13 protein-coding genes are annotated in these 11,928 nt (G+C 70.1%); 2 read left to right on the top strand and 11 right to left on the bottom strand.

The annotated features are described in order from the left end of the window. Positions 1-16 precede the first annotated feature (16 nt). Together ACEU5R_RS08150 and ACEU5R_RS08155 are read right to left on the bottom strand one after the other, a co-directional pair. The gene (locus ACEU5R_RS08150; protein ID WP_392409776.1) at positions 17-808 is read right to left on the bottom strand and encodes an ABC transporter substrate-binding protein; all 792 of its coding nucleotides are present in this window, start codon (positions 806-808) and stop codon (positions 17-19) included. A 129-nt stretch (positions 809-937) separates the two neighbouring features. Beyond that, a complete protein-coding gene (locus ACEU5R_RS08155; RefSeq protein ID WP_392409777.1) occupies positions 938-1,690 on the bottom strand; it encodes an amino acid ABC transporter ATP-binding protein in 753 nt (250 codons plus the stop codon). Between the two features lie 153 nt (positions 1,691-1,843). Between ACEU5R_RS08155 and ACEU5R_RS08160 the strand changes: the two genes are divergently transcribed. Further along, complete coding sequence (locus ACEU5R_RS08160) at positions 1,844-3,346, top strand: aldehyde dehydrogenase family protein (RefSeq protein ID WP_392409778.1); 1,503 nt, start codon at positions 1,844-1,846, stop codon at positions 3,344-3,346. Between the two features lie 118 nt (positions 3,347-3,464). Next, the gene (locus tag ACEU5R_RS08165) at positions 3,465-4,742 is read left to right on the top strand and encodes a phospholipase A (RefSeq protein ID WP_392409779.1); all 1,278 of its coding nucleotides are present in this window, start codon (positions 3,465-3,467) and stop codon (positions 4,740-4,742) included. Positions 4,743-4,811: 69 nt separating this feature from the next. Here the strand turns inward: ACEU5R_RS08165 and pdxK are convergent, their stop codons facing one another. The 9 genes from pdxK to ACEU5R_RS08210 all read right to left on the bottom strand — a co-directional run bounded on the left by pdxK (position 4,812) and on the right by ACEU5R_RS08210 (position 11,919). Beyond that, on the bottom strand, positions 4,812-5,672 hold the full coding sequence (gene pdxK, locus ACEU5R_RS08170; protein WP_392409780.1) for a pyridoxine/pyridoxal/pyridoxamine kinase: 861 nt from the start codon (positions 5,670-5,672) through the stop codon (positions 4,812-4,814). 77 nt (positions 5,673-5,749) lie between these two features. Beyond that, positions 5,750-6,238, bottom strand: a complete 489-nt coding sequence (locus tag ACEU5R_RS08175; RefSeq protein ID WP_392409781.1) for an RES family NAD+ phosphorylase — start codon at positions 6,236-6,238, stop codon at positions 5,750-5,752. Further along, complete coding sequence (locus tag ACEU5R_RS08180) at positions 6,235-6,648, bottom strand: MbcA/ParS/Xre antitoxin family protein (protein WP_233772517.1); 414 nt, start codon at positions 6,646-6,648, stop codon at positions 6,235-6,237. The genes ACEU5R_RS08175 and ACEU5R_RS08180 overlap by 4 nt, the downstream gene beginning before the upstream one ends. 13 nt (positions 6,649-6,661) lie before the next feature. Continuing rightward, positions 6,662-7,708 (bottom strand): peptidylprolyl isomerase, encoded by a 1,047-nt coding sequence (locus ACEU5R_RS08185; RefSeq protein WP_392409782.1) that lies wholly within the window; start codon positions 7,706-7,708, stop codon positions 6,662-6,664. Between the two features lie 97 nt (positions 7,709-7,805). Next, positions 7,806-8,309 (bottom strand): YbjN domain-containing protein, encoded by a 504-nt coding sequence (locus tag ACEU5R_RS08190; protein WP_103275592.1) that lies wholly within the window; start codon positions 8,307-8,309, stop codon positions 7,806-7,808. Between the two features lie 18 nt (positions 8,310-8,327). Next, positions 8,328-9,026, bottom strand: coding sequence for a DNA repair protein (locus ACEU5R_RS08195; protein ID WP_392409783.1), 699 nt, complete (start codon positions 9,024-9,026; stop codon positions 8,328-8,330). A 10-nt stretch (positions 9,027-9,036) separates the two neighbouring features. Then, positions 9,037-10,731, bottom strand: a complete 1,695-nt coding sequence (locus ACEU5R_RS08200; protein WP_103275594.1) for a putative porin — start codon at positions 10,729-10,731, stop codon at positions 9,037-9,039. Between the two features lie 37 nt (positions 10,732-10,768). Next, positions 10,769-11,482, bottom strand: a complete 714-nt coding sequence (locus tag ACEU5R_RS08205; RefSeq protein ID WP_103275595.1) for an energy transducer TonB — start codon at positions 11,480-11,482, stop codon at positions 10,769-10,771. Positions 11,483-11,499: 17 nt separating this feature from the next. Then, positions 11,500-11,919 (bottom strand): biopolymer transporter ExbD, encoded by a 420-nt coding sequence (locus ACEU5R_RS08210; RefSeq protein ID WP_103275596.1) that lies wholly within the window; start codon positions 11,917-11,919, stop codon positions 11,500-11,502. Positions 11,920-11,928 lie beyond the last annotated feature (9 nt).

Here is an 11,928-nt window from a genome sequence, read left to right on the forward strand (position 1 = left end):
CCCCTGGCGGACGGCCTCAGTGCTCTTTCTTCCAGTCGGTGGAGTACCAGTACTTCACCTGCTCGGGCAGCGTGTTGTCGGCGGTCTTGAGCGTCTGCCAGTTGTCGAGCCAGAACTTCAGGCGGAAGGCGTTGGGCGCCACCGCGAAGGCCAGCGGCTCGCGCACCATGATGCCGTCCAGCACGCGCAGGTTGCCGAAGTCCATCAGGAACTGGTTCGCGGTCGACATGGACATGATGCCGGCGTCCAGCCGTCCGCTGGACAACGCCTGGCCGACCGGCGCGCTGCCGCCGGAGAATTCCTTGAGCGTGGCCTTGGGCAGCATCTTCTTGCCCACTTCAGCGTAGGTGCTGGCGCCCAGCGCGCCCACCGTGACGCCGGCCTTGTCCAGCTCGGCGTAGCTCTTGTAGGGCGAATCCTTCGGCACCACCGCCACCGTCTCGGCGTAGAACATCGGCGCCGAGAACAGCACCTGGGCCGCGCGCTGCGGCGTGGGCGTCATGTCCGCCGCCACCATGTCGGCCTTGCCCGACAGCAACGCGGGAATCAGGCCCTTCCACTCGTAGTCCTGCAGCACCAGCTTCACGCCCAGGTCGTCGGCCATGCGCTGGGCCACCTCGACCGCCAGGCCGGTGCGCTTGCCGTTCTTGTCCATGAAGCTCATCAGCGGTCCGGAGGTCTGCACCGCCACCCGCAGCTCGCCGCGCTTGATGATGTCGCCCAGCTCGTCGGCCTGCGCCGGCAGCGCCGCCGACGCCGCCGCCCAGGCCACGCAGGCCGTGCCCAGCCATTGCTTGATCTTGAACATGCTCTACCCCTTGAATGTGTGGTCTGACGTCATGCCGGGCCTGCCATCCGCGCGCCGGCGGCGCCCGGTTTCGCCGGGCCGGCGCGCATGCCGCTCGCTGGCGGCGACTGTATCGGCCTTGCGCCGCCGCTACAGGATCTTCTCCAGGAACGCCCGCGTGCGAGCCTCCCGGGGACTGCCGAACACCTCGGCCGGCGTGCCGGCCTCGATCACGCGGCCGGCGTCCATGAACAGGGCGCGGTCGGCCACGTCGCGGGCGAAACCCATTTCATGGGTCACCACCGCCATGGTCATGCCGTCGCGCGCCAATGCGCGCATCAGCTCCAGGATGCCGCCCACGGTCTCGGGATCGAGCGCCGACGTGGCCTCGTCGAACAGCATGAGCTTGGGATCCATGGCCAGCGCGCGCGCGATCGCCACGCGCTGCTGCTGGCCGCCGGACAGCTGGCTGGGATAGCGGGCGCCGTAGTCGGCCATGCCGACGCGGCCCAGCAGCTCGTGGGCGTAGCGCTCGGCCTGGGCGCGGTCGCGGCCGCGCACCACGCGCTGCGGCAGCGCCACGTTGTCGAGCGCGTTGCGATGCTGGAACAGATTGAAGTGCTGGAACACCATGCCCACGTCGGTGCGCCAGCGATTGATGTCGGTGGCGGGATCGGTCAGGGACACGCCGTCCACCGTGATGGCGCCGCTGTCGATGGTCTCCAGGCCGTTGAGCGTGCGCAGCAGCGTGCTCTTGCCCGAGCCGGACGGGCCGACCACCACCATGACCTCGCCCCGGCGCAGCTCGCAGTCGATGCCGGCCAGCGCCAGGTGGGCGGGCTGCCCGTCGCGCCGGTAGGTCTTGGTGACTGCCTGGACTCGCAGCAGGGGTTCAACGGCCATCAATGCTCCCGATCGGGTGACGCGGGATGCGGCGCAAGCGCGCCGGCATCCGGGGGGTTTCGCATTTACAGCTTGAGTTTCGTATAGTAAATTTTTTTCCGAAATCGCCACTTAGGCATAACCCTGCCCCGCACCGCTACCCAAGGAACCGGCATGGACACTTCATCTGACATCCTGCGCGCGCTCGGACTCGACCCGGCCGCGCTCACCGGCGGCACGCTGGCCGCGCGCAGTCCCATCGACGGCGCCGAGCTGGCGCGGGTGCGCGAACACAGCGTGGCCCAGGCGCATGCCGCCATCACCCGCGCCCGTCAGGCCAGCCTGGCCTGGCGCGACGTGCCGGCGCCGCGCCGTGGCGAGCTGCTGCGCCTGTTCGGCGAAACCCTGCGCGGCCACAAGCGCGAGCTGGGCCGGCTGGTAAGCCTGGAGGCCGGCAAGATCCTGGCCGAGGGCGAAGGCGAAGTGCAGGAAATGATCGACATCTGCGACTTCGCCGTGGGCCTGTCGCGCCAGCTGTACGGCCTGACCATCGCCTCCGAGCGTCCCGGCCATCGCATGATGGAGACCTGGCATCCGCTGGGCGTGGTGGGCGTGATCAGCGCCTTCAACTTCCCGGTGGCCGTGTGGTCCTGGAACGCCGCGCTGGCGCTGGTCTGCGGCAATGCCGTGGTGTGGAAGCCGTCGGAAAAGACGCCCTTGACCGCGCTGGCCTGCCAGGCGCTGTTCGCGCAGGCCGCGCAGCGCTTCGGCGATGCGCCGGCGGGACTTTCCGAAGTGCTGATCGGCGGCCGCGAGATCGGCGAGGCGCTGGTCGATTCCCATGCCGTCGCCCTGGTGTCGGCCACCGGCTCGACCCGCATGGGCCGCCAGGTCGGCCCGCGCGTGGCGCAGCGCTTCGGCCGCGTGCTGCTGGAGCTGGGCGGCAACAACGCCATCATCGTCGGCCCCAGCGCCGACCTGGACATGGCCGCGCGCGGCATCGTCTTCGGCGCCATCGGCACGGCAGGCCAGCGCTGCACCAGCACGCGCCGCCTGATCGTGCACGACAGCGTGGCCGACGAGCTGCTGCGCCGCCTGCACCAGGCCTACGCCAGCGCCCCCATCGGCAATCCGCTGGACGCCGGCACGCTGGTCGGCCCGCTGATCGACCGCGCTTCCTACGACGCGATGCAGTCGGCGCTCAAGGCCGCGGTCGAACAGGGCGGCAAGGTCACCGGCGGCGAGCGCGCGCTGGCCGAACAGTATCCCGACGCCTGGTACGTGCGCCCCGCCATCGCCGAGATGCCGGGCCAGACCGACGTGGTCTGCCACGAGACCTTCGCGCCCATCCTCTACGTGATCCGCTACACCGACTTTTCCCAGGCGCTGGCGCTGAACAATGCCGTGCCGCAAGGCCTGTCCTCGGCCATCTTCACCAACGACCTGCGCGAGGCCGAGACCTTCCTGTCGGCCTCGGGCTCGGACTGCGGCATCGCCAACGTCAACATCGGCACCTCGGGCGCCGAGATCGGCGGCGCGTTCGGCGGCGAGAAGGAAACCGGCGGCGGCCGCGAATCGGGCTCGGACGCGTGGCGCAACTACATGCGCCGCGCCACCAACACCATCAACTACTCGCGCCAGCTGCCGCTGGCCCAGGGCATCAAGTTCGGCGAATAGGGACGGCGCGCCGGCCGGCCCGGCGCTGTTTCAATGCCTACATAAGCACAGGCGGGCTTACAGACGGTTGCGGAGGGCGATGCTACATTGCTTCGTCCTTCTGACCTCTTCTTCCCCTATGAGCATTGACCGTCCGATACACGCCCTGCACGTCCTGTCCGCCGCCCTGGCGCTGGGCATGGCCGGCACCGCCGCGGCCGGCGTGTCGTACCGGCTGGACCGCCCCTCGGCCGCCCCGGGCGACACCGTCACCATCGAGGCGGTCTACTTCAACGAAGGCAATGCCCGCGCCACCTGGGAGGCCCCGCCCGAGCTGGTGCTGCAATGGCGCGGCCAGGACGGCCAGATCGTGCGCAGCCTGGCGCGCCTGCAGGGCGAGCAGGCGCGCTACAGCGTGCCCGTCAACAACTTCGCGCGCCTGGCCTGGTCGGCCGAGGTGCCCGCCAGCGCGCGCGGGCTGCAGGCCGTTTCCATCGAGGGCCAGCCCGCCATGATGGCGCTGGACGCCACCGGCCGCGACAGCGGCACGCTGGCCAGCACGCCGGCGCAGGGTCCGGTGGTGGATGCACGCAGCGGCCAGCCGGTACCCGCGCCCGAAGTCGCCGCCGCCGGCGCCTCGCCGCAGGGCGGCCCCTCGCCCGACGCGTCCGCCGCGCCCGGCCAGGCGGACGCCTTCTCGCGCTTTCGCAGCGCGATCTCCGAATACAAGCCGGTGTATTTCGATATCGGCACGCGCGGCAAGACCACCGCGCGCTTCCAGATCAGCGCCAAGTACCGCCTCTTCAGCCCGGCCGCCAACCGGCCCGCGAACTGGTACGAGAATTTCTATCTGGGATACACCCAGACCTCGCTCTGGGATCTGCAGAGCGACTCGATGCCCTTCATCGACACCACCTTCAATCCCAGCGTCTTCTGGCTGTCCGACAATCTCTGGTCCTCGGAAAGCCAGAACTGGCGCCTGGGGGTGAACGTCGGCGCGGAGCACAATTCGAACGGCAAGGACGGCCCCGATTCGCGCTCGGTCAACGACGGCTATGTCGAACCGCGTTTCCACTATCGCCTCGACGGCGGCAGCACGCTGACCTTCGCGCCCAGGATCAAGGCGTATTTCGGCGTGGCCGGCGAGAACCCGGACTACGCCGACTACGCCGGCCGCGTCGACTGGCAGCTGCGCTGGGCCCAGGACAACGGCGCCGTGGTCACGGCCCTGTACCGGCAGGGCGACCAACAGCGCCGCACGACCCAGCTGGATTTCGCCTGGCCGCTGCAGCGCACCTGGCTGAACATGAACGGCTACCTGCACCTGCAGTATTTCAACGGCTATGGCGAGACGCTGCTGGGCTACAACCGGCGCGAGGACTCGCAGTTCCGCGTGGGCCTGTCCATCGTGCCCTGAGGCCCGGCGGCAGCCGGCGGCTCACAACGCGGCCCGCGCGCCATCGAAGGCGCGCGGGCCGCGTCGCCACTATTCCACCGCCAGCTCTTCCCAGCCCAGCTCGCGCGTGCGCGCCAGCGCCTCGGTGACCTGCCGCGCCGCATCGCGCGCGGCCTCGGCCAGAGGCTGGCCGGCCAACAGCGCGGCGGTGATGGCCGCCATGAACACGTCGCCGGTGCCATGCACCGACGGCGGAATGGCGATTTCCGGATGGCTGACCACCGTGACCTCATCGCGCGTCACCACGGCCAGGCGCAGCGTGCCGGGCTCGGCCTCGGCCGGCGCGGCGCTGGTGGCCACGATCCAGCGCGGGCCGCGCGCGATCAGTTCGCGGGCGGCGGCCACCACTTCATCCAGCGTGACCAGCTTGCGGCCGACCAGCAGCTCCAGCTCGAAATGATTGGGCGTCATGCCGTCGGCATGCGGCACCAGCAGGTCGCGGTATTGCGCGACCAGGCCCTCGTTCACGTACAGCCCGTCGTTGCGGTCGCCCATGACCGGATCGATATGCACCTGGATGTCGGGCCGGGTGGCGCGCAGCGCCGGCAGCCAGCGCGCCAGCGCGTCCGCCTGGGCCGGCTGGCCCAGGTAGCCGCAGACCACGGCCCGCGCCACGCGCGTCACGCCCCGGTCTTCCAGCCCCTGCAACAGGCCGTCGAACCAATCCATGGGCACGGCTCCGCCATGCAGCGTCGGATAGTGCGGCGTGTTGCTCAGGATCACGGTGGGCACGGCCAGCGCGCGCCAGCCGGCCTTGCGGAACACCGGCATGGCGACGTTGTTGCCGACGCAGCCATAGACGACCTGGGATTGGATGGAAATGATGTCCACCTGGACGGTGGCGGCGGGCAGCGCTGCGCCTGGCGTTGGGGCAGCGGAAGTTGCGGTCATGCTGCAAGCTCCTCGGGGGAACGGATAGGGGATCGCCGCCAAGCGGCGGCGTCCGCTTATTCTAGTCCCGCCCCCGGCTACTCCCCCGGCCGGGCCGTGACCAGCCAGCCGGCCCCGTCCAGCACGGCGCTGTCCAGCCCCGTCAGATGCGGCAGGTAGGGATAGGCCAGCGCCGACACGATCTGGCATTGCGCCAGTTGCGGGTGCTCGGCATTGAGCAGGTACTGCAGGCCGCCCGCCGCCGAGGGCACGCGCAGCAGCGCGGTCTCGCCGCGCGCCAGCCAGGCATTGCCCAGCGCGCGCGTGGCCTGCAGGTCGGTGAGCCAGTTGGCCGGCGCATCGCTGTCCTGTACCGCGCTCTCCGGCGCGACGACCTCCAGCAGGAAGTAGTGGCGCGGCAGCGCGCGCGGGTGCGCCACCTCGGCCTGGGCCAGCCGCGCGAACACGGCGGCGGCCGGACTGGCGTCCAGCACCACCACGGGCGCGCCGGGGCCATGCCAGCGGCCCGGCGGTCGCCCCCGGGGCCGCAGGTCCTGGCTGTTGCTCAAGCGCCAAAGCGCGATCATGGGCCGTTTCCTTCGTCTATGTTGACCAGCCATTGCTCGATCATCGCCGCATACCGGCCGTACTGGCACAGCAGCAGCGGCACCCGGCCGTGCAGGCGGCGCTTGGGCTGGCACAGCCAGCGGTGCGCCAGCTCGCGCTCGCCGAAAACCAGCTCGGCCAGCCACGCGACCCGCAGCGCGCGATAGAGCACGCGCAGGTCGGCCAGGTCCAGGCTGGCCTCGCGCGCCGCCTCGCGCGCGCGGCCCGGCTCGGCTTCCGGCACCAGCGGGAACCATCTGCGCATCTCGTCGGAAAAGGTGGCGCGCAGCGCCTGAATCAGGGCCGCCGCGCTCTGGACGCTGACGGGCGGATCGGCCTGGCCCAGCGCCTGCAGCAGCCTGTCATCCAGGCGCCGCGCCAGCGCGGGCACAGGCTCCGGCGCCTCAGGGCTTGGCGCTCGCGACGGCGCCGCCGGCCGCCGGGGCGGCCGCGGTTTGCTCGAAGGCGGCATTGAGGGCCGCGCCATCGATACTGACGGTTCCCGCATTCAGCAAGCCCTCCAGATAAGCGCGCGCGGCAAGTTCCTGACGCTGGCTGCGCAGCGCGGCGCGCAGTTCGCCCTTGACCTGATCGAACGGAGTCACGCTGGCCGGACGCAGGTCCGCCAGCTTCAGGATATGAAAGCCCGCGGCGGACTGCACCGGGGCCGACACGTCGCCGGTCTTGAGTTGCTCGACCGCCGGGCGCATCTCCGGCGTCAGCTGGGCCAGCGGCAAAAAGCCGATGTCGCCGCCCTGTTCGCGGCTGCTGGCATCCTGCGAATTGGCGCGCGCCAGCGCGGCGAAATCGGCCTTGGGCGCCTGGGCCCGCTTGACCAGTTCCTGCGCCTGCTTGCGCGCGGCGGCCACGGCCTCGGCGTCGCCCAGCGGGGCCGGCAGGAAGATCTGGCTGACGCGGTACAGCGCGGGCTGTGCCAGCTGCGGCTTGGCGCGCTCATACGCGGAGGCCAGGTCGGCCTCGGTCGGATAGTCGTCGGGCGCGCGGCTGACGGATTCCAGGTAGCTCTGCATCAGGATCTGTTCCTGCGCCGCCTGGAAAGCGCGCTTGACCTCGGGCTTGTCCTGCCACCCCTGCACCCGCGCCTGTTCGATCAAGGCCTTCTCGGCGAGCCGGGCGCGCAGCCATTGATCCAGGCCCGCGCGATTGTCCTTGAGCTGCGCGCGCGCCTGCGGCGGCAGCGCCTGCAGCTGGCGCTGCAGCTCGTCCCGATCCACCTGCACCGCGCCCAGCGTGGCCACGGCCGGCGGTTTGACGCCGGCGGCGGGCGCGGCGGCCGCCGCCGGCTTGGCGGCGGCTTGCGGCGCGGGCTTGCTTTCGCTGCTCTGGGCGGGACTGCCGCGCATCAGCGCGACCGCGCCGGCCGCGCCGGCGACCAGCAGCACGGCGGCGGCGATACGGACTTTCGTGGGCTGTTTCAGGATGCTGTTCATGGTCTGTCTCACAAGCTGGCAAGCGCTCGCGGCGGGCGGCGGACACGGACCGGATCCGCCATCGCGGACGCCGGCCCGGGGCGCCGCCCCGCGGGCCTTAGTGCGTCGTCGGCTCGGCCGCGGATTCGGCCTGCGCCTCGGACAGCGATTCCTGGGACTGCCCGGCTTCCTCGCCGGCGCCCGGCGTGGCGTTGGCGCGCAGGAACAGCAGGAATTCCTGCAGCAGGCGGTCCCACAGTTCGGTGGTGGCGAGCAGATAATTCTCGGACACGCCGCCGGCCACGATCACGTCCAGTTCCAGCACCAGGAAGGCGCCTTGCACGGTCAGCCGGGCGAAGCGCTTTTCCACGTTCCAGCGCTCGGCCAGGCCGGCCGGCAGCTCGCCCTGCACGCGCAGCGCGCAGCTCAGCGTGTAGTCCAGGAACTGGCCTTCCGGCAGCGCCGGGTTGCCCATGCGCGCGGCAAAGCCCACGCCCTGGCTGGCGCTGAGCAGCTGCACCATGCCGTTCTGCTCGGACACGGTGACGCGGTAGCCGGCCGATTGCAGCACTTCCTGCAGGCGTTCGGCGCTTACGTCGAGAATCAGGTTGGAGTCGGTCATCGTCATTTCCTTGCGGGTTTATTTGGTTTGGGCCTGCATCGCGGGCGAGGCCGGGACCTGCGCGTCGTACAGCTTGTCGCCGTACTCCTGCGCCTGTTCCTCGAACTTCACGCGCGCGCTGCGGGCGAAGGGCTGGCGCATGGCCATCATGTCGCCCGTGCTGACGCGCTCGTAGGCGTTCAGGATGTCCTTGCCGGCCTGGTACATCTCGCGGTTCTTGGCGACGCAGCTCTTGACCTGTTCGTCGCGCTGGGCCAGCGCGCCGGCCAGCTTGGCGCGCTCGCTTTCCTTGGTGCGCGCCAGGACCAGCAGCTCGTCGTAGGCGCCCTTGAACTTGCCCAGCTGGGCGTTGCTGGCGGCGATCTGCGACTGGGCGCTTTCCAGCACGGCGCTCTGCTGCTGCGACAGCTTCTCGGCCTGGCCCTGGGCGCGGGCAAGCTGACCGCGCAAGGCTTCCAGCTCCTTCTGCGCCGCGTCGCGCTGCGCCTCGGCCGCCGCCTTGGCGGCGTTGACCTGGGCCTGCTCGCTCTGCATCTGCTGCAGCTGCTGCGTGGTGCTGCGCAGCTGCGCGCGCAGCTTCTCTTCCATGCTTTCGGCTTGCGCGGCGCCGCCCAGCGTCAGGCCCGCGGCGCACAGCGCCGCCATGGCCGCCAGCCGGCGGCCGCGCCCGGCCGACAGCGGCGCGGACCGGCCGGATTCATCCCATACGGTGTGCATGTCCATGGCCTCAGAACCTGGCGTTGATCTCGAACTGCATGGTGTCGATGGCCAGCGGCGCGCCGTAGACTTCCTTGGTGCTCATCCAGCGCAACACGCCATAGACGTTCTTGTCGAAGGCGTAGCTGCCGCCGATGTAGTAGCCGCGCGCGTTGGTGCCGCCCTGGTGGAACGACGAATCGTTGAAGCCGTCGGGCAAGGCATCCGGCTGGATGTACTTGTAGCCGACGAAGGCCAGCCAGTCGCCCTTCTCCTTCAGGTCGAACGAACGGCCCAGCGTGGCCTGCAGCATCCAGGCATTCGGACCGCTCTGCACTTCGCCGTTCTCGTTGAAGTTGTTGACCAGATGACCCTGCGAGCGGCTCCAGATCTTGCCCTTGCTGTAGGCCAGGTTGCGGATGTAGTTGCCGTTCAGGCGCAGGCCCAGGCCGTCGAACACGCGCGTATCCCAGCGCAGGTTCACGTCCAGCAGGTCGAACTTGGACGCCAGGCCCACGAACTGCGGCTGCGGCGTGGCGCCGGGGTTGGCCGGATTGGCCATGATGTCGCGCAGCAGGAACAGCGTGTTGCCCTTCTGCATGAAGGCCGGACGCGACCAGTCGGTGTCGCAGTTCTGGTCGCCGTTCCACGGCGAGCAGGGGCTGGAGCGCTTGCCCGCGATATTGTCGAAGTGGTAGTAGGCCAGCGAGCCGCGCAGCGTGTTCCTGTTGTTGACCTTCCACTCGGCGCCGGCCTGGGCGGCCAGCAGCCATTTGTCCTCGCTCTTGCCTTCCTTGAAGGACGACGAGTTCCAGCCGTTGGCGCTGTACTCGGTGGAGAAGGCGCCCAGCGTGCCGAACAGCGTCACGTCGCGGCCCTGCAGCGGGTGCTTGAAGATCGCGGCCACGCCGTCGAAGTTCAGGTCGTTCGAGAACAGCATGTCGGTGGAATCGAACGGATTGCCGATCCGTCCGCCGGTGACGGTGGCCCACTTGGTCGGACGGTAGGTCAGGTAGGCCTGGTCCAGCCAGATGTCCTTCTTGGACATGCCGCCGCCCAGCGTCTGCGAGGTCGACACCGGGCTGTCGTCGCTGCCCGTGGCCAGGCGGATGCCGGCGGTCCAGGACTCGGACAGCTCGGCGCGCACGCCCAGGCGGGCGCGCACGCGCAGCTGGTTGCGGCGGTCTTCGCGCGTGTTCAGCATCGGCGGGTAGCTGTTGCCGCCTTGCGGATTGACGTCGTACGGCCCCTTGGCGTTCAAGCGCGCGAAATCGGTGATTTCGTTGCTGTTGCTGCCCGAGTACAGGCGCGACTCGTCGCGCACGCGCACATCGCCCTCGACCGTGATGCGCGAAACCCAGTCGGGGAAGGTGTTCGGCTGGGCCCAGTTCTCTTCCTTGGCCTGGGTCATCACTTCGGCCTTGACCTCGTCGCGGATCTGGTCGCGCACGGTCTGCGGGATGTACGGCACGCGCACGTCGCCGGCCTGCGCCACGGCGGCGCCACGGTCATTGCCGGTCGCGCGCGCGCTCTTGGCCTCGGCCTCGGCCTGCGCCACCAGCGCGTCGGCCTGGTCCTGCTTGATCACGCCCTGCTGCACCAGCAGGCGGATCAGGTTGACGGTCGCGTTCTCGGACGGGGCCGGCGCGGCCTGCGCCGGCAGCGCCACGGCGCCCGCGGCGGCCAGGGCCAGCGCGGCGGCCAGTCGGTTGAGTTGGAACTTCATTGTCTTGACACTCCAGGGATCTGTTCGGTTCGTGATTTCAGGAGGGACGGCGGCCGGTCAGCGAGGCGCGGATGGGCATGCTGACCGAGGCCGGCGGACGTTCGTCCAGCGCAGGCACCGCGCGCAAGGCCGCCACCACGCGGGCGTCGACGTCCGCATCGCCGCTGGACTTGGTGAGCTCGACGCGCGTGACCTGCCCGCTCGCCGTCAGCCAGATGTTGGCCTGCAGGCGGAAGGTCAGGTTGCGGGTGCGCTCGTCCTCGCGCAGGATCTTCTGCAGCGCGTAGGCGAGGTACTGGCTGTACGTGGCGTTGCCGGCGCGGCCGCCGCCGCCGCCCGACATGCCCTTGCCCTGGCCGGCGCCGATGTTGAAGGCGTCGTTGCCGGCCTGCGCGTCGCCATCGATCTGCATCGGGTTGGCGAGGTCGTCGGCCGGCCGAGGCGGCGCCTCGTCCTGCGGCTTGGGCGGCTCGGGCGTGGGCACGGGCTCAGGCTCGGGCACGGGCTGCTGCTCTTCCTTGGGCTGCTCGGGCTCCGGCGGTTTCTCGGGCTCGGGCGGCGGCGGAGGAGGCGGCGGCAGCGGAATGATGGCCGACACCTTCGGCGGCTCGCGCCGCACGCCGGACATGTCATTGGCCCAGCGCCACAGCAGATAGGCCGCGGCGGCCAGCGCCACGGCCACCGCCGCCAGCTTCAGCCAGCGCAGCGCCGGACGCCGCGCGCGCGGGGAATCGGATTCAGGAAACGACATGACGTTTGCCTCGGCCCCTATTGCGGCTTGCCGGTGACCAGGCCGACCTGGGCGAGTTCCAGGCGGCGCAGCAGATCCAGCACTTCCACGACCTTCTGGTACTGCACGGCGGCGTCGCCGCGCACGATGACCGGGAAGTCGGGATTGAGCGCTTTCTCGGTGCGCAGCCTGTCCTCCAGCTCGGGCAGGGTGACGGGATAGGCGTCCAGGAAGACCTGGCCGGCATCGTTGACGGAGATCGCCTTGGTCTTGGGCTGCGACAGGGCCATCGAAGAGCTGGCCTTGGGCAGGTTGACCTTGATGCCGGCGATCTGCGCGGTGGCGGTCAGGATGAACATGACCAGCACCACCATCAGCACGTCGACCAGCGGCGTGATGTTGATGCCGTCGACGGGCGCGTCGTCGTCATCATCCTGGGCGGCGGATACGGAAGCCATGGGATCTCC

It is taken from the genome of Achromobacter sp. 413638 (assembly GCF_043119405.1).
Lineage (GTDB): Bacteria > Pseudomonadota > Gammaproteobacteria > Burkholderiales > Burkholderiaceae_B > Achromobacter.

What these genes read in the sequence shown, in the direction of transcription:
- ACEU5R_RS08165 (WP_392409779.1), top strand. Translation starts at nt 3,465, where the DNA reads ATGAGCATTGACCGTCCGATACACGCCCTGCACGTCCTGTCCGCCGCC.
- ACEU5R_RS08160 (WP_392409778.1), top strand. Translation starts at nt 1,844, where the DNA reads ATGGACACTTCATCTGACATCCTGCGCGCGCTCGGACTCGACCCGGCC.
- ACEU5R_RS08210 (WP_103275596.1), bottom strand. Translation starts at nt 11,919, where the DNA reads ATGGCTTCCGTATCCGCCGCCCAGGATGATGACGACGACGCGCCCGTC.
- ACEU5R_RS08190 (WP_103275592.1), bottom strand. Translation starts at nt 8,309, where the DNA reads ATGACCGACTCCAACCTGATTCTCGACGTAAGCGCCGAACGCCTGCAG.
- ACEU5R_RS08150 (WP_392409776.1), bottom strand. Translation starts at nt 808, where the DNA reads ATGTTCAAGATCAAGCAATGGCTGGGCACGGCCTGCGTGGCCTGGGCG.
- ACEU5R_RS08205 (WP_103275595.1), bottom strand. Translation starts at nt 11,482, where the DNA reads ATGTCGTTTCCTGAATCCGATTCCCCGCGCGCGCGGCGTCCGGCGCTG.
- ACEU5R_RS08175 (WP_392409781.1), bottom strand. Translation starts at nt 6,238, where the DNA reads ATGATCGCGCTTTGGCGCTTGAGCAACAGCCAGGACCTGCGGCCCCGG.
- pdxK (WP_392409780.1), bottom strand. Translation starts at nt 5,672, where the DNA reads ATGACCGCAACTTCCGCTGCCCCAACGCCAGGCGCAGCGCTGCCCGCC.
- ACEU5R_RS08185 (WP_392409782.1), bottom strand. Translation starts at nt 7,708, where the DNA reads ATGAACAGCATCCTGAAACAGCCCACGAAAGTCCGTATCGCCGCCGCC.
- ACEU5R_RS08155 (WP_392409777.1), bottom strand. Translation starts at nt 1,690, where the DNA reads ATGGCCGTTGAACCCCTGCTGCGAGTCCAGGCAGTCACCAAGACCTAC.
- ACEU5R_RS08195 (WP_392409783.1), bottom strand. Translation starts at nt 9,026, where the DNA reads ATGCACACCGTATGGGATGAATCCGGCCGGTCCGCGCCGCTGTCGGCC.
- ACEU5R_RS08200 (WP_103275594.1), bottom strand. Translation starts at nt 10,731, where the DNA reads ATGAAGTTCCAACTCAACCGACTGGCCGCCGCGCTGGCCCTGGCCGCC.